The 17,219-nt window shown below is 37.1% G+C and carries 13 protein-coding genes; 4 read left to right on the forward strand and 9 right to left on the reverse strand.

The window, feature by feature from the left end:
* Window positions 1-71 precede the first annotated feature (71 nt).
* On the reverse strand, window positions 72-3,083 hold the full coding sequence (locus tag QPK98_RS00210) for a tetratricopeptide repeat protein (RefSeq protein ID WP_310990974.1): 3,012 nt from the start codon (window positions 3,081-3,083) through the stop codon (window positions 72-74).
* A 377-nt stretch (window positions 3,084-3,460) separates the two neighbouring features.
* Between QPK98_RS00210 and QPK98_RS00215 the strand changes: the two genes are divergently transcribed.
* Window positions 3,461-3,919, forward strand: coding sequence for a tail fiber protein (locus QPK98_RS00215; RefSeq protein WP_310990975.1), 459 nt, complete (start codon window positions 3,461-3,463; stop codon window positions 3,917-3,919).
* Between the two features lie 127 nt (window positions 3,920-4,046).
* Complete coding sequence (locus QPK98_RS00220; RefSeq protein WP_310990976.1) at window positions 4,047-4,730, forward strand: cell division ATP-binding protein FtsE; 684 nt, start codon at window positions 4,047-4,049, stop codon at window positions 4,728-4,730.
* 1,201 nt (window positions 4,731-5,931) lie between these two features.
* Here the strand turns inward: QPK98_RS00220 and QPK98_RS00225 are convergent.
* Both QPK98_RS00225 and QPK98_RS00230 read right to left on the reverse strand, forming a co-directional pair.
* The gene (locus QPK98_RS00225; RefSeq protein ID WP_310990977.1) at window positions 5,932-7,566 is read right to left on the reverse strand and encodes a S8 family peptidase; all 1,635 of its coding nucleotides are present in this window, start codon (window positions 7,564-7,566) and stop codon (window positions 5,932-5,934) included.
* Window positions 7,567-7,618: 52 nt separating this feature from the next.
* Window positions 7,619-8,713 (reverse strand): hypothetical protein, encoded by a 1,095-nt coding sequence (locus QPK98_RS00230; protein ID WP_310990978.1) that lies wholly within the window; start codon window positions 8,711-8,713, stop codon window positions 7,619-7,621.
* A gap of 184 nt (window positions 8,714-8,897) precedes the next feature.
* Here QPK98_RS00230 and QPK98_RS00235 point away from each other — a divergent pair, with 184 nt between their 5' ends.
* Window positions 8,898-9,830 carry a glycosyltransferase family 2 protein gene (locus tag QPK98_RS00235; RefSeq protein ID WP_310990979.1) on the forward strand — a complete coding sequence of 311 codons (933 nt, stop codon included), beginning with the start codon at window positions 8,898-8,900 and terminating at the stop codon, window positions 9,828-9,830.
* Here QPK98_RS00235 and QPK98_RS00240 read toward each other — a convergent pair.
* Both QPK98_RS00240 and QPK98_RS00245 read right to left on the reverse strand, forming a co-directional pair.
* Window positions 9,813-10,232, reverse strand: a complete 420-nt coding sequence (locus QPK98_RS00240; protein WP_310990980.1) for a sugar 3,4-ketoisomerase — start codon at window positions 10,230-10,232, stop codon at window positions 9,813-9,815. The genes QPK98_RS00235 and QPK98_RS00240 overlap by 18 nt on opposite strands.
* Window positions 10,219-11,328 (reverse strand): glycosyltransferase, encoded by a 1,110-nt coding sequence (locus QPK98_RS00245; protein WP_310990981.1) that lies wholly within the window; start codon window positions 11,326-11,328, stop codon window positions 10,219-10,221. The genes QPK98_RS00240 and QPK98_RS00245 overlap by 14 nt, the downstream gene beginning before the upstream one ends.
* Window positions 11,329-11,482: 154 nt before the next feature.
* On the opposite strand from QPK98_RS00245, the gene QPK98_RS00250 reads away from it, so the two are divergent.
* Complete coding sequence (locus tag QPK98_RS00250; RefSeq protein ID WP_310990983.1) at window positions 11,483-12,643, forward strand: glycosyltransferase family protein; 1,161 nt, start codon at window positions 11,483-11,485, stop codon at window positions 12,641-12,643.
* Here the strand turns inward: QPK98_RS00250 and QPK98_RS00255 are convergent, their stop codons facing one another.
* The 4 genes from QPK98_RS00255 to QPK98_RS00270 all read right to left on the reverse strand — a co-directional run bounded on the left by QPK98_RS00255 (window position 12,644) and on the right by QPK98_RS00270 (window position 17,217).
* Window positions 12,644-13,627, reverse strand: coding sequence for a hypothetical protein (locus tag QPK98_RS00255; RefSeq protein ID WP_310990984.1), 984 nt, complete (start codon window positions 13,625-13,627; stop codon window positions 12,644-12,646).
* A gap of 140 nt (window positions 13,628-13,767) precedes the next feature.
* Window positions 13,768-15,057, reverse strand: coding sequence for an O-antigen translocase (locus tag QPK98_RS00260; protein WP_310990985.1), 1,290 nt, complete (start codon window positions 15,055-15,057; stop codon window positions 13,768-13,770).
* 64 nt (window positions 15,058-15,121) lie between these two features.
* Window positions 15,122-16,243 (reverse strand): DegT/DnrJ/EryC1/StrS family aminotransferase, encoded by a 1,122-nt coding sequence (locus QPK98_RS00265; protein ID WP_310990986.1) that lies wholly within the window; start codon window positions 16,241-16,243, stop codon window positions 15,122-15,124.
* Entirely contained in the window at window positions 16,240-17,217 is a 978-nt protein-coding gene (locus QPK98_RS00270; RefSeq protein WP_310990987.1) for a GNAT family N-acetyltransferase, read from the reverse strand. Before QPK98_RS00270 ends, QPK98_RS00265 begins: the two co-directional genes overlap by 4 nt.
* Window positions 17,218-17,219 lie beyond the last annotated feature (2 nt).

The following is a 17,219-nucleotide window of genomic DNA, read 5'->3' on the forward strand; positions in this document are numbered from 1 at the left end:
GTTTTTGAATTATTTCTCTGTGCCCTCCGTGTCTTTGTGGTAAAATAACACCACAGAGGGCACAGAGTTTTTTAGTTTTCGGTTTCTACAGAGGAGTTTGTTTTTGCCTCAGCATTTTTAATGATTGCCAATTCGGCTTTTGCCTCTTCTACAACTTCAGGGAAATCTGGAAAGTTTTTGGTTACACTTTCCAAAATATAGGTTGCTTGATAGGCATCGTTTAGCGCATAAAAGTTTTTTGCCATTAGCACCAAACCTTTGGCACCATATAATTTATAACCCGAATAATCTTTTGCCAATTTTTGCACAGAAACATTTGAGCCCTTATAATCCTTTTCCTTATTCTTAAAGTAAGCGTTGTAGTAAAGTGCTTCTGCCGCGAGTTCTCCGGCGGCAATTTTTTGCACTTCGGCGTATGCAGATTTTGCTTTTGACTCGTTATTAGTCTTCATTGCTGAACGCGCAATAATTATCTGTGCATCACTTTTTATTGCATTGTCAATTTTTGAATTCTGAAGTACTTTTTCGGCATAACCAACTGCTTCTCCGTATCGTTTTAACTCATAAGAAGCCTTCATGCTATTGGTCTGGGCAAAGATGATGTTTTGCGGAAAATCTGCTTCTGCTTCCAATCGCTGTAAATAGGACAGTGCGCTTTTGTACTCTTTTTTTCCAAGATACAGCTCAGATATTCGTGCTAAAGCCTGCTCGGTAAATTCGCTGCGTTCTCGATTTACAACATATTTATAATGCGGAATGGCACGTTCGTCTTTTTCATCGCCAAAATAAATCTGCCCCAAGTAAAAATGTGCCTGCATGGCGTGAAGCCCATTTGGAAATTGGTTTAAATACTCCTCAAAACGACCTTTAGCCTGAGCTTTTTTGTTTTCCAAATAAGGTTGTTCGGCCGCGAGGTATGCCGCGTCGTCAAGTTCGGTATCGCCCACTTTTACATAATCTAAAGACTGTACCCAGCGTGCATATTCATCAACATTTCCTTGGTCTATAAAAATAATTTTTGCCGACGAAACCGCTTGCAAAGCTTCCGGTGTTGACGGGAAATCTTTTGCCACCTGCTTAAAAATTGACAAAGCTTCATTGCTTTTACCCGTATTATCAAGAATCAGTGCTTTTTTTAATAAGGCTTTTGAGACAAAACTACTATTCGGTATATCCCGAATTAATTCGTTGTAAGCAGAAACGCCTTGGTCTGGTTTGCCCTGCGCCACATAGGTGTTCCCCAGTTCATACAAAGCGTCATCACGATAAGGCGATTTTGAATATTTTTTCACAAATGCTATTAACTCTTCAGTTTTCTTTTCGCTTCTGTCCACAAAACCATAGCTAATTGCCTTTTGAAACTCAGCATAATCAGTATTGCCCAAGGCAATAGCTTCGTTATAATTTTCCATGGCAGGCCAATATTGGCTGGTTACAAAATAGCTATCGCCCAAACGCAAATAAGCATCATTTTTACGGGCTTTATTTGCAGCTGCCATACCTACATAGGTTTTAAAGTTTGAAATAGCTTCGCTATAGTTTTTAAGTTTGAAATGGTTGTAACCTAAATTATAGGTCAATTTTTTGTATTCCGAAGTATTTTTTGCTTCTGGAGACTGCTGAAATTTAGAATAGCCCGCCAAGGATTTTTCGTAATTGGAAAGTTGAAAATCACTTTCGGCCTGCCAATATAAAGCACGTGCCTTTAAGTTTTCACGCTGCGGTTCTTTTAAGCTTTTACCAAAAAGTGAAATCGCTTTCTTGTAATCGCCTTCGTTATAAAGTTCGATTCCTCTGTAAAACGCAACCTTTTGATACGCCGCCTTGTCTGCAAAATTTTTGTTGTTTTCCAACAGATCCAATGCTTCCTTATAATTTTTTGAAGTGATATAACTATCAATCAACAGCTTTTTAAGGTCGTCATTACTAGAGTTATTCGGGTATTTTTCAAGAAAGGAAAGTATAACTTGTGGCGTACTTTTGTAACTGTTCCCAATTTCATAACTCAATTTGGCATAGTTAAGGTAGGCGTCTTCCTGAATTTCGGCACTAAAATCCATTTCGGAAGCATTTTTAAAAGCATTTAAAGCTTCCTGTTTTTTGTTCTGTTTTAAATAGCTTTCGGCAAGGTGGTAATACGCATTTTGGGCTACGGCATTTTTTCCGTCCACAATTTTATTAAACTCGCCAATCGCATTTTCAAAATCATTTTGTTGATAATAGGCATATCCCAACTGGTAGTAATCTGTATTGTTCCATTTACCGCGCGAACCTTTATAGTCTTTTAAATACGGTACAGCTTCGCCATATTGACCAAGGTTAAAATAGCTTTCCCCAATAATTTTTGAAAGCTGGCTTTTTTCCTGCGGGCTGGATTTAGCGAACTGCTCTCTCCCCATGTCTATGGCTTTCTGGAAATTGCCAAGCTTAAAATTCATATCTGCTTGGTAATAGCTAAGATCTTCAGAGTAGCGCTCCTCCCCCTTTACCTGTTCAAATTGCTCGTTGGCTTCATCATAATCATCCCCTTCATAGGCAATAAAACCCAAATAATATTTTGCCTGCGAGCCGTATTTCTGCGAAGTTGAAACCCTATTAAAATATTGCTTAGCCTCGTTATATCGCTTCGCCTTAAAATACACATAGCCGTTGTTAAAGTTGAACTTTTCCTGCTCGTTTCGGCTTAAACTGGACTGATCTACCTTGTCATACCAATTTTTGGAATGTGCATATTTACCATTTTCAAAATAGTAATTTGCCACATCTAGATAAGCGGAATTCCGTTTGGTGCTTGTAGGGTAATTCGTTACAAAATCTTCCATTAATTGATCGGCATTCTGCTGATTGAGTCGCACGGCAGCATTGGCGATATAATAGGCACAATCGCTTTGTACAGTTTCATCGTTGCTATTGTTTTTAACTTTATCAAAAAGACTTTGGGCAGCTAAATATTGTTGGTTATTGTAAAGCTCCAAGGCCTGATTATACTCAGCTAAAGGGTTGGTAAAAGCTGCTGTTTGTTGCGAAAACGACGAAAATGAAAGCGATGCGAAAATCGAAAAGACAAGAAAATTCTTAATCATTAGTTACAGTTTTTAAGCTGATTCAAACTATTTTTTAAACTTGGGCAAAAACTAAAAATTTTGTATTCACAGAAAGTCTCGTTCTGAAATAACCAGCACCGTTATGGGGCGGCAAAAAGACAAAAGTGGATACAATTAATAATTTTTCGGCAAATGTAAGAAGGTTAAACCAGTTCTATGCGTAGCTTTTTGCGATACTGTAATATTTAAGGTTTAATTAACGATTGCTTTCTATGGAAGAATTTCCTGTGGTTATAACGGTGAATCTTTGCATTAAGTATATAATCTATTCAGAGTATTCTACAATTTTTATTAAGCTTAAAAAAATTACTGTATTTTTATAAACTCAAAATATTTGAATCCATTAACCCATATCCATGAAGCAGTTCTTATTATTTACACTCGTACTTTTTTCAGTTTCAGCCACCGCTCAACGGAATCCGTTTAAAAATCTCACGGAAAAAAATGGCAAGATAGGGATTGGCACCTCCAACCCAGACGAATTACTTACCGTAAAAGGGAAAATACATACCCAAGAAGTATTGGTGGACCTCAATGGAGCAGTGGCCCCAGATTATGTTTTTGAAAAGCATTTTACCGGTACTTCGGAAGCAATGCCAGATTATGATTTAATTTCTTTAGAAGAATTAGAGGCTTTTTTAAAAGAAAACAATCACTTGCCTAAACTGCCCTCGGCACAACAAATGCAGGAAGAAGGTTTGTCGTTAAAACAGATGAACTTAATCTTATTGGAGAAAATCGAAGAGCTTACCCTGTACACCATCCAACAACAAAAAGAAATAGAAATACTGAAGGAAAAAATCTCCAGCAAATAAACAAGTAACAATATTCAGTTGGAGTTGGTTATATTTCACGTTATTTTTGCCCCTCGGCTCCGCTCGGGAGCTTTAAATTCATAACCCGTAACTCTGAACTCATAACTCATAACTCATAACTTAAAAAATGTCCAATCACGTATTACAATTAAAAGACGCCGCCATTTATCAAGGCGAAAATTTAATACTTTCTGATGTTTCCGTTTCTGTGGACAAAGGGGAGTTTGTGTATCTAATAGGAAAAACCGGAACAGGGAAAAGTAGCTTTATGAAAACCCTTTACGGCGATCTTCCATTACAGGAAGGCTCGGGAAACATTGTAGGTTATGATTTGGCGACCCTAAAAGAAAAAGAAATCCCTTTTTTAAGGCGAAAGCTAGGCGTTGTTTTTCAAGATTTTAAACTTTTAAACGATCGTACCGTCCATAATAATCTGCGCTTTGTACTTACGGCTACGGGCTGGAAAGACAAATCGGCCATGGAAAATAAAATAAATGAGGTGTTGGACAAAGTTGCAATGAAAACCAAGGCTTTTAAATATCCATACCAACTTTCGGGCGGAGAACAACAGCGCGTTGCTATTGCCCGGGCCCTTTTAAATGATCCGGAACTTATCCTTGCAGATGAACCCACTGGAAACTTAGACCCACAAACCAGTGTAGAAGTAATGGAAGTGCTTAGGGAAATAAACAAAAACGGAAATACAATCTTGATGGCAACTCATGATTATGCCTTATTGTTAAAATATCCTTCCAAAACCTTAAAGTGCGACGAGAACCAGATTTTTGAAGTGGTTCAGAAAACGGTTTAGTAGAATTGGGAGTGAGTAGTTTTTAGAGGATAGAAATTCAGTGTTCAGTGTTCAGTGTTCAGTGTCTAAATCTAAAAAAAACACTGATTCAAATCGGTCTAATTTCTTTGGTCATTCGAAGCCTTTGGATCTTTCGAAATATTCCAGATGAAAAATATAGAAAAGCTACACATTGCCGTTGGCTTCAACAACAATATCTAATTCCAAATATTTTAGATAAAAGTTCGAAAAACCTCCTTATTGCCGTTGGCTTCAGCCAATGGAAAATAAAGCAGCAAGAAAAAGGCTTTAGCCGCATTAAAGCAAACTGAAGAATGTGGCTAAAGCCTAAAAAGCAGCTCTATCAGAAGACCGTCAGCTGAAGCAGACGGCAATAAGCTAAAGAAGAAAGCAATAGACTGAAGCAGAACACATAAGCTATTGACTTCAGTCAACCTAAATCTAACAGTAATATCAAACTCCAATTATTTCAGATAAAAAGTTGAAAAAACTTCTTCATTGCCGTTGGCTTCAGCCAATGGAAAGTAAAGCAGCAAGAAAAAGGCTTTAGCCGCATTAAAGCAAACTGAAGAATGTGGCTAAAGCCTAAAAAGCAGCTCTATCTAAAGACCGTCAGCTAAAGCAGACGGCAATAAGCTAAAGCAGACGGCAATAGGCTGAAGCAGAACACATAGCTATTGACTTCAGTCAACCTAAATCTAACAGTAATATCAAACTCCAAATATTTTAGAAAAAAATTCGAAAAAACTTCTTCATTGCCGTTGGCTTCAGCCAATGGAAAATAAAGCAGCAAGAAAAAGGCTTTAGCCGCATTAAAGCAAACTGAAGAATGTGGCTAAAGCCTAAAAAGCAGCTCTATCTAGAGCCGTCAGCTGAAGCAGACGGCAATAGGCTGAAGCAGAAGGCAACAAGCTAAAGAAGACGGCAATAAGCTAAAGCAGACGGCAATTGGCTAAATGAAAATATAAGCTGCTTAAACAGGATGCAATTGGCTATAAGGAAAAACAGGATGTGCAAGTAAAATAGCATGTGATAAAACAGAACACATTGCGTTTGGCGATGGGGCGAGTTGGCGAAGGCAGTGGCAGTAGAAAAATAAAAAACGTAACTTGGAAAACCGGTAGTTCTGACTTTAAAAGTTCAGGGGCCTTCGATAGAAACATCTTAGATAAAGTGTCCGAACTCAAAACATCTCTTTCTTTTAATCCTTCAATATACTTGGATCGCGGAGTTGTAATTCGCATTCTTTTTTGAGGGATGGATCAATTTTTAAGTGAATTTTTCCTGTAGCATTGGGTTTTAAAACCGTATTTTCTGCAATTCTGATTTGCTTTTTTGATGTTAGCTTTAGATCAACGGCATCTGTAAACTCTTGGTTTCGCATTAAAATTTCAGAAATTGCCGTCAGCTTTAAATCCCACCGACTGAAACGCTGGTTTTCAATTTTAACTGGAGATCTTTCCGCAAACATATCAAAAACCATTTCTACAGCTCGGCCTGTGTTGAGCATTCCAGCGCCGTACATTCCCGCGTAAGGTTTATTGGGTTCTATATGATCAATGTTGGTGGAGGTAAGCTTAATAATGGTTTCTACTTCTTCCGCCGGCAAACATGGATAGAGTGAAAACATTAGGGCCACAGTACCTGAAATCAACGGAGCAACCCCAGAGGTCTGGTTGTATTTGCTAACATCTACTTTATCGTTCAGTGCTAGTTCGCCATACCTAAAAATACCGGTAGCTGGCCCCAGAATATCTATCTCTTTATTTAAATTTGAAATACTTATGGGATAGTGGCGTGTAACCTTGGTAGTATCATTATCTTTAAAACCAGCATTTATAGCCAAATAATATCGTATTTGATTGGCATAATATAACCCCTTGTCTTCTTCAATTTTAATATTCTCCCAAACGTTTTCATACCGATGTTGTACCGAGGAAACCGAAATAACCTTATCATACGAAGCAGGATAATACGGCACCTTTCCTTTTGTTTCTGAAAAAGCAGGGTTATGGCCTATCGCAACAACCACAGTGCCATTGTCCATCATTTCATAAATGGCCTGTTGCGCTGTTTCGTAATATTTTCGGGTTCCCCAACTGCAATTAATCACCTTTACACCCATTTCAGAAAGTTCAACAAGCTGTTCCAAGGTATTGAAGTGCCTATAATTGGTAGCGTAAATACTACAATCATAACATATACCGGGAATTCCATAGGCATTATCCCCCTGCCCCGCAGCCGATTCGCCTACGGAATACCCATGGCCTTTTGCTAAATGCGAGGTTTGTATAATCTTACTTTTACCTTTAAACTCAATGTCGTTTGTATCGATGGTTCCATCTGAAAGGCCAATAATAACATCGCGTGAGCCGGTGGTATAATACCAGGCTTTTGGCACGTTCATAACATCTAAATAATCTAGGTTTACTTGGGCGCCAAGGTTTTCACCAATGGTACTGGTAAGCCCATAATCATTGGGTTCAAATATCTTTTTATCTTCCTCAGCAATCAATTCGCCGAACTCAAATATATTGGAGACATTTTGTAATAAATCCGTCATTAACGCCTTCTTATCTGCGACAACAAAAAAAGTTTTTTTAAGGTTTTCCTTTCTGGCGTTTTTCCATGTTTTCTTAAAAATTTTGACCTTGTAGTTTCTTAAGGCTGCTTTCAGTCTAGCATCGTTTCCCGAATACACTAAATAATCACCATTCTTTTTAAAGGAAGGCACAAAGGCAGTATCGCGCGCTCGTAGATAAAACCAGGCTTCTTCTTGGGCCATACCCGAAAAGGAAAAAAGAAAGCAAAAACAGAGTGAGAATAAGAGTCGCATATTGATAGTTTTTATATATTCGATTTAAACCAAAAGGTTCAAAATATTCGTTTTATGGTAATGAATTCAACAATTTCTCGGCATTGGCTTTATTGTCAAACAAGGCTTTTAATTTTGGCCTCGGCTTTACATTATCCTGTTCCATACACCTATTTAAAGCCGTTACCATAGCGCTCCAATCATTAGCTACTTCAACCTCAGCTTTATAATTAGCATCAAAGAGCATCGCATCATTAAGTACAATGTGCCCAGAGGTTTGAATGGCATGAACTAATTTCAGTTTTACGCCCGTATCTTGATTGGTATAAAGTATATGGCATCGTGCACGGCAAATTAGACCTGTCATTTCTTCTTGTGAAGGATTTGGAATTAGATGCACCATCTTACTTGCGGCTACGGCATTACTAACTTTCTGGGATGGCGATCTACCCGCTACAATAACCTTATGCTTTACCCCTGGGAAAACGTTTTTAAGCAAGGCAGTTAGTGCATTACTATTTTCCGCTACCGCTAAATTTCCATGAAACAATATATAGTTTTCTTTTTCGGAAATCATCGGGTAAGCTTGATGAAAAGCAGGAACATAGGTAGTTTTTTGATACCGTTTAAAATAAGTGGAATCTTGTGTTGAAAGCGCAGCAATTATATTTGCCTTTTCTAAAATAGGCTCAAACGATTTAAGTTTTTTTGCTTCAGACCAATAATAGAATCGCTTTAGTAAGTTTGAAGTATTTTTATACAAACCTCTGTAATAATCGTGTTCCACATTATGGGTTCGCGCTATTTTAAAGTGATTTTTAAGCAATGGGTGATCTAAAAAAGCACAAGTGTGTAATCCCTCAAATAGAATTGGTGCCGGATTTTTAGCCAAGGTTTCCAGCAGAAGTTTGTTTTCCCTAGACTTTACGATAAAGGGTTTTGCTGAAAGAAAGGCCAAAAGCCCCATATTTCTCTTATACTGAAAAACTGCATTACATATTTTGGTCAGCGGTTCAATATTTTTTCGTTTACCATAGTTAAAAAAATGTAAATCGACTTTAATTCCTAGCGCGTGCAATGCTTCTATTTTGTAATAAACATCTATTGCCCCACCATAATCGGGTGGATTTGGATTATCAAACGCAACAATTTGAATGGATTTGCTCAAGATTTTTATAAAAAGAAATTATAGATTCTAAAAAAGACACTAGTAAACATCAAATATACGCATTAGCCTATTTGCATAAAATTTGTAGGCCTTCGTTTTTCGTTTGATAGTGATTAGGATTGAAAATTTAAAAAGATTTTTGCTAAATTTTCAATACCTTGCGGATTGAACCATTCAAGGCAAAATGACTTATTTTTCAGTAGTTATAGCTGTTTTCAACAAAGAAAAATACATAGCTGATACTTTAAAAAGTGTCCTGGCGCAGACTTATCAAAATTTTGAAATCGTTATTTTAAACGATGGCTCAACCGATACTAGTGAGGCCGAAATACTAAAGTTTAAAGATCCAAGAATTCGTTATTTTTCAAAGGAAAACCAAGGTGCCGGCGCAGCGCGAAATTTTGTGATAAAGCAGGCAAAACATGATTATATCGCTCTCTTGGACGCCGATGACTCCTGGTTGCCATTATACTTGGAGGAGCAGGCTAAATTAATTTCAGATTTTCCTAAAGAAAACGTATTCGCCACCGCCATAGATATTCAAAAGGGAAAAAAAATATACCCTTCAGCGTATTCCGTGCCAAACTTAAAGCCAAATGAGGCGCGAACTGTTAATTTTTACGAGGCAAGCTGCTTAAATTCCATTCTTACCAGCAGTAGTACGGTAGTGCATAAAGATGTATTTGCAAAAGTTGGGTATTACAACCCATCGATCAAAAGTGGGCAAGACACCGATTTATGGATACGCATAGGTTTGGAATACCCAGTTGTTTTTTTAAATAAAACATGCGCAATCTATAAATATGCCGTGGCTAGCCTTTCCAATTCACGGTTAAAAACTTCAGATAAAGCTTCGTATGAAAAGTATGAGGTTTACGAAAAAAACAACCTGGCGCTTAAAAAATTCTTAGATTTAAATAGGTACTCGCTGTGTATTGTAGCTAAAATGGAAGGAAACAAGGCGGTTTTTCAGCAGAACTATCAAAAAATAAATCTGGAAAATCTTACTAAAAAGCAGCAATTCTTGCTTAAGCAAAACAAAATAACTTTAAAATATCTATTAAAAACCAAGGAAGGTCTGGAGAAGGTCGGTATAAAGCTAGGCACCTTTAAATAGCTTAAAATCTTCATATTCGCGGATGTAATCGTCTTCGTTGTATTCCTCACTTACCAAAGAAAGACACACCGCGCCTGAGGAAAAACTTTCGAGTTCTCGCCATATACCATTTGGAATTAACAGACCTCGGTCTGGTCTGTTTAAGGTAATTGTTCTTCGTTTTATTCCGTTGTCCAAAACCACATCAAAGCTTCCGCTGAGGGCAATTAAAAACTGTTGTAACTCTTTATGTGCGTGGCCGCCACGTGTTGAGGAACTGGGCACATCGTATAAATAATAAACCCGTTTTATGGTAAAAGGTAAAAAATCTTTTTCCACAACAGAAAGATTTCCGCGACCATCGGGATCGCTTATTTTATGAATTTCCTTCAGTTCTATTTTATCGAGATCAACGTATTGCATCTTGTAAAGTTTGATTCCATTTTTTAGATATAGCCTGCATTGAAAACTTTTCAACGGAGGACTTTGTATGCTGCTTTAGGGTTTGATAAAGCACTTCATTAAAACATATTTCTCGCAGTGCCTTGGCAAATAAAGATAAACTTCCTTCGGCTATCAACAACCCATTTACGTTATGTTGTATAATTTCTGAAGGACCAGATATTATATCTAATGAAACAACTGGCGTTCCCAAAGATAGCGATTCAACCAAAACCATTGGAAAACCTTCGTATTTACTCGTAAGTGTAACACAATGTGCGTTTTTAATTATCTCAAAAGGACTTTTTGTAAAGGGTAAGAACAGTATGTTTCCTGAACATTCTTTAGAGGCTGCCAGAGCCTGAAGCATTTCTTTATCTTGACCAGCCCCTAATATGGCAAGGTAGATATCGTTTTTCCAAACCTTTGACTCGGAAAAAGCTTCAATTAAGAAAGACACATTTTTAACAGCATCATCTAATCTACCGTAGGAAAGAATATACTTTTTGTTTTTGAGTATTTGGGGTAGTTCTGAAGCATCTTCGCCCCATGATGGATCAAAAGCATTATGGATTGTTACCGAGTTTTCAATTCCTTCTTTTCTTAAAACCTCATCTTCAATATACTGCGAAACAGCAACATTTAGTAGGTTACGGCTACAGATTTTTGAGAAAGCCTCTGGATTTTCAGTTAGGTATCTAGATTTTTTCGAATTGTGAGCTACGTAAACTACGTTAAACCCATTATAGAGCCACTTCGCATAAAAAAGTTCTCTCTTGTAATTATTTTTAGGCCTATGATCAATAATTACATCAAAAGCTTCCGCCTTTAAATACTTCTTGAATTTTCGAAAACGAAGTAAGCGCTTTATCAAGGTATCATTTTCCGACTTGAATTTTCCCAAGTTAAACATCTTTCCGCTAAAGGGATAATCAATTTCATCATTTAAAACAACCAAATGAACTTCGTGCCCCTTCCCCTCCAACATCTGTGAAAGCATGGCACAAGAACGTTCCAAACCACCGGTGGCAAGCGAAATGGAAACCAAGCATACTTTCAATTTCTTTTCGGTTGGCATCGTTATTTATTATGTATTTTTGATTGCATAAGACAAAGATAGGTTTATAAGCAAACTTTCATTCCAAGGAGCGCGAAAATTAACCATAAAGTTACCTAGGCTAAACCGCAAAACAGGAAAAAGTATTTGTCTTCATAATAGCAAAAAACAAGTAATGAGAATACTTTTGGTGGGTGAATACAGCAGGCTGCATAATTCGTTAAAAGAAGGACTCCAGACATTGGGTCACGACGTAGTGTTGGTTTCTTCGGGTGATTCCTTTAAGGGGTTTCCATCAGATATTCTATTAAAACGCAAATATGAAACTGGAGTCGCAAAAAAAATAAAGGTTGGTATCTTCAAGGTTTTTGGGGTTGATATCACTTCGCTTTCTTTAAAAAATCAATTTTTTCAGCATAAAGATGCTTTTAAAAATATTGATGTTGTACAATTGATCAATGAAAGTCCCCTCGGAATTATACCAAAATACGAAAAAGAAATAATTTCATATTTAAAGAAGAACAACCAAAAGGTGTTTTTGCTATCCTGTGGCACAGACTACACCAGCGTCAAATACGCCATTGACAAAAAATTGCGTTACTCCATTTTCAGCCCCCTGTTTGAAAACAAAGTTTCTAAAAAAGACCTCGCGCCACCACTAAAATACCTAAAACCTGAATATAAAAACCTACACGATTTTGTATTTGAAATAATGGAAGGTGTAATCGCTTCAGATCTAGATTACGATATTCCGCTAACCGGAAACAAGAAGTATTTGGGATTAATTCCGAATCCTATAAATACGGAAAAACTGGAATTTAAATCTTTTTCTTCTAAAGGTGCTCCCGAAAAAATCATCATTTTTCACGGAATAAATAGAGCAAATTATTTTAAAAAAGGCAACGATTATTTTGAAGCTGCTCTAAAAATAATAGCGGAAAAATATGCTTCAAAAGTTGACGTAATTACCGTAGAAAACATTCCCTATTCGGAGTATATCGAAAAATATAATTCCGCACATATTCTACTAGACCAAGTGCTTTCGTACGATCAAGGCTATAACGCTTTAGAAGCTATGGCAAAAGGGAAAGTGGTTTTTACCGGTGCTGAAAAGGAATTTTTAGAACGTTATGATCTCACAGAAGACGAAGTGTGTATTAACGCCCTACCCAATGTTGATTATTTGTATAAAAAGCTGGAGCACTTAATTTTAAATCCCACAGAAATCACCACTATCTCAAAGAATGCGCGAGATTTTATTGAACGGGAACACGACTATAGAAGCGTTGCCAAAAAATACGTAACGGCTTGGGAAGCTTCTGGAAAAAAAGATTGACTAGAAAGGTAGGTCAATTAATTCTGGATCAATAAAATCTTTGGAATAGGGCGTTTCCAAATAACTGAGCGGTGGTTTCTGAAATTTCAGGATATCTTCCCGTTCAATGCCATAAACGCTCCAATAGTTTGAAAGCAGTTGCGCAAAAATATTTTCATCCCAAAATCCAAAAATAGGTTTGCCATCGATTTCTTCAATAGGTATTGCCTCAACGGTAACCCCATCGTCGTTGTTTTCTATTTTATGTTCTGCCTTGTATTGCAGTATGTAATCTGAATAGTGAAAGCGCGCATATAGCTCTTCAAACTGTACCGGATGTAGCACATGACCTTTCATTTTTTCGAGAACCTCATTTTGACTTTCACCTATTATTCCGTTATCTTGTAAACAGGCGATAAACCCAAATCCGTTAACTCCAAAAGAAAACATCAAGTTTATTGCATCATCGCGATAGCTAAAGATATCTGCTGAGTATTTTAGTGGAAATACGACAATGCTCCAAGGTTTTTTCCCAACGAAAGACACTGGTTCTACTATAGATTGTAGCATGAGGTGAAATTTACCAAAACGATTTCTAAGCGCTGGGGAAAGTGAGAACTCCTCTCCTTTTCTTAAAAGCCGGTCTCTTTCATAGCGCATTTCGTAATAAAGAAGGCCATAAACCATTCTTCCCGTCCACTGAAAAAGCAATTCTTCATCAAGGGCTGCCATCCCTTCGTATCCCTTGTTGTAAGCGGCTTGCATTTTCACATCTAGATCTTCGAAAGCTTTTTTAACTTCTGGAGAGCAAGGTAATTCAAGATCTGTATAAACGTATTTTTTGGTTTTATCCATCATTTCAATACGCTCGTCACCAAATTTAAAATGATCCATTAACCACTCTGGAAAAACGGACATCTTTTCAGTAGTCAACACACCGGTTAGAAAGCAAAAATGATCATCGAAGATTAAATCCTGGTACGGATTAAAAAGCATTTGCGCCATAACTATTTACAAATTTTAGCTCGGGATATTTTTTTGCAAATATAGCTATAAACTCTTGTTTAGCTCAATCAATCTGCACATAGATTAGGCTAGAAATAAGAGAATTAATTTTTGTTCAAAAAACTATAATTTTAGTGCAATCATTCCGTAGAAACACGTTGTTTTTTAAAGTAACGCATCACAAGAAACAGCACCACAACAAAGTAAATAATGTATCTAAAGAAGTGTGCCATTACTACGCCCTCCATTCCATAGATACCTGCTAAATAATACGAAAAAGCGTAGAAAAGACCCAACGAAAGTATTTCAGAAAATATAAAATTGCGAACCATTTTTTTAGCTAAAAATTGGTATCCCAATACAATGGCCGCCAGGCGTACAAAATCTCCCATTAGCTGCCATTTAAAAAGTGGTGCCATTGCATCAAATTCAGGATATATAATTTGGATTACATAGTCCCGTAAAAAATAAATGAGCAGCATCCCTACGCCAAACAAAGGCAACAAGGTTTTATAAATGTTTAGCAACTCCGCTTTAAAATCGGTTTTTGTGTGTATGGCGGCAAACTTTGGAAGTACGTAAAGGGTGAAAATAGCACTTGAAAAGACCATATAGTTTTTAGAAATATTGGTCATGGCTGTCCAGATTCCAGCATCTACAATATTGATTCTATTCTGGATCATTACTCGAATATCTATTTCTACATAATTCAACAAAACAGTTGAGAAGAAGGACATCAATGAAAAGGCCAATAAACTTTTAGCCATTGGCACTTTAAACCGAAGTTTTGAAAACTGAACGTACTCCCGCAATACCTTTATAAACATAAAGAGTAAAACCGCAAGTTGGATTACTGGGGTTATGGCAATGGCGATAAGGGCACCATCAATATTATTGGTAAGTAGCAGCACCACCGTTAATATTGAACTAAAAATATAACTGAATAGGTCTATTCCAGCCAGTTTTTTATAGCGTGAAAGTCCATTTATAATACCGTTAAAAACCCTTGAAATTGATATAAATGGCACTATAACGGCTAATAGTTTAATTAAATAAACATATTCCGTTGTTTCAAAAATAGTCTCGCCAAAGTAGTCTGCTCCAAAAAACAATACGGAAGAAACTAAGACAGTTCCTGAAACCGTAAAGACAAAGGCGGAGGAAAACAACTTTTGTAGCTGCTCCTCGTCTTCCTTATACTCTGCAACATACTTTACAATACCACTAAAAATACCAACCGAGGTAAATGAATTGAGCATCGCCAACAGGTTTCGCAAGGAGCCTATTTTAGCAATTCCTGCTTCCCCGACAAGCTCAGCCAACAAACGCTGGATGAAAAGTGAAATAAACAATCTAACCGCAATAACGCCAGCATTTAAAGAAGTCATCTTTAAAAGTAAATTGCCTTTTATAAACTGTGGAATTTTCAAGTTAGCAGATGGGGTTTAAATTTCAGGTATATTATAAAATTCTGATGTTTTTCCTAGGTTTTGCTCAATAGCCATTTAAAACCTCAATTACCATTTTCACATCGGCGTCGGCCATTACCGGACTCATCGGAATGCTTATAATTTCCTCGTGAATTTGTTCCGTAATTGGAAAGCTTAAATGCGAAAACTCCGAAAGTGCCTGTTGTTGGTGCGGCGGGATTGGGTAATGAATTAAATGCCCCACTCCATTTCGGTCTAGATAATCTATAAAGTCAAGCCTATTTTTCACACGAACTACAAACAAGTGGAATACATGGTTCTCGCTTCCGTCGTACTTTGGAGGCGCTATTTTTTTATTGTTAATTTTAGAAAGATACTGTTTTGCAATTGCTCTTCTACGTTCATTATCACGGTCTAGCTGTATAATTTTTATATTTAAAATCGAAGCTTGTAACTCATCGAGCCTCGAGTTGAATCCCAACACCTCATTTACATATTTTGAAGAGGTGCCGTAATTCCGAAGCTTTTTAATTACATCGGCCAGTTGATCGTCATTTGTGGTAACCGCTCCCCCATCGCCTAAAGCACCTAGGTTTTTGGTGGGATAAAAACTGAAGCCAGCAGCATCACCAAGATTACCAGCTCGCTTGCCCGCTTTGTTTTTTGCGCCGTGGGCCTGGGCAGCGTCTTCAATGATGAGTAAATTATTTTCTTTGGCAACAGCTAAAATATCTTCCATCGGCGAAAGTTCTCCATACAAATGTACCGGCATGATCGCCTTAATTTTTCCTCTCCGTTCAGTCGGCAGGTTTGAGATTAAGGTTTGAAGTGCTTTGATATCGAAATTATAGGTGTCTAAATCTGCTTCAACCAAAATTGGTTTTAAGCCTGCTTGTTTTATGGCTAAAATTGTAGCGATATAGGTATTTGAAGCTACCAAAACGGCATCACCATTTTTCAGTTTTCCCAACACTTTGTAACCTTCTAAAATGAGTCGTAACGCATCCAGACCATTTCCCACGCCAATACAATGCTTTACATCGCAAAATCGTGAAAAATTGGCTTCAAACAATTTTACTTGGTTTCCCAAAATGTAATACCCCGAGTCCAAAAACTGCTGAAATCCATTTTGAAATTCACTTTCAAAACGTTTATTGATTGCCTTTAAGTCTAAAAACGGAATCATATAAAAAGCTTGTTTAATAGGTTATGGTTTTCTGTTTTTACTTCATAAAAATCATGAACGATGCTCCTACCACCAAAGCCTTCTTTCCAATACAGAAGCCCCTTGTTTATCTTCATGCCCTGTGCCTCATTGCTAATGCCGAAATCAAAATATTTTTTATGCGTAAAAGTTTCCAACAAATGTTTAAACAGGAAGTCTAAACCGCCTGTTTTCCGCCCTTCGTCATTGGCAGAAATGTATTGTGCATGTGCTACTGTTGAAGTTTCAAAGACCGTAGCGCCAGCAACAATGGTGTCATTTTTATACACGTTGAATTGCTTAATATTATCAGGAAATCGCGATTGCAACAACCTAATTTCTTCTGAGGAATGAACAGGTTTTTCATCGTGGGTCTGTTTTAAATTTGGCACTAAAACTGCTTCCCAAAATGGCTCAAAATTGGATTCTTCACGAACCTGCAATTCATTTTTTACTCCTTTTTTTATTCCGCGCAACCTATTAGAAGAGCTTATCTTTAACGGATTTTCATTATAAACACAGCTTGTAATATCTCTTCTATAAAGATTAGCCTTTACAGTAAACAAGAGGTAATCAATTTCATCACTTGGCAATTGATTATAAATTTTAGGGAGCAGTTTCAGTTTTAAGGCTTTTACACCCTCATTTTCCAAATAGACCAACAAGCTTTTAAAAATATGGTAGGTTTCTTCAAAAGTTGTTTTTTTACCTAAAACCAACCCTCCGTAGCTTAAGCCTTGATGCGAATGCAATTCCGTTTCCAAAATATTTGCGGGAAGCACTGCAACCAATTTCGTCTTTTTATAAACAAGCAAGGAATAGTCCGTAAACCTATGGGAATGGTAGTCCATAAAATCACGTTGGAACAAAAATGTACTGTTCTTAGCTTCCTTTACAAACGTGTTCCAAGTAGTTTTTAGTGCTTTTTGATATTTTTCTACTGTGTAGTTATCCAAAT

It is taken from the genome of Aequorivita marina (genome assembly GCF_031631895.2).
GTDB classification, from domain to species: Bacteria; Bacteroidota; Bacteroidia; order Flavobacteriales; family Flavobacteriaceae; genus Aequorivita; species Aequorivita marina.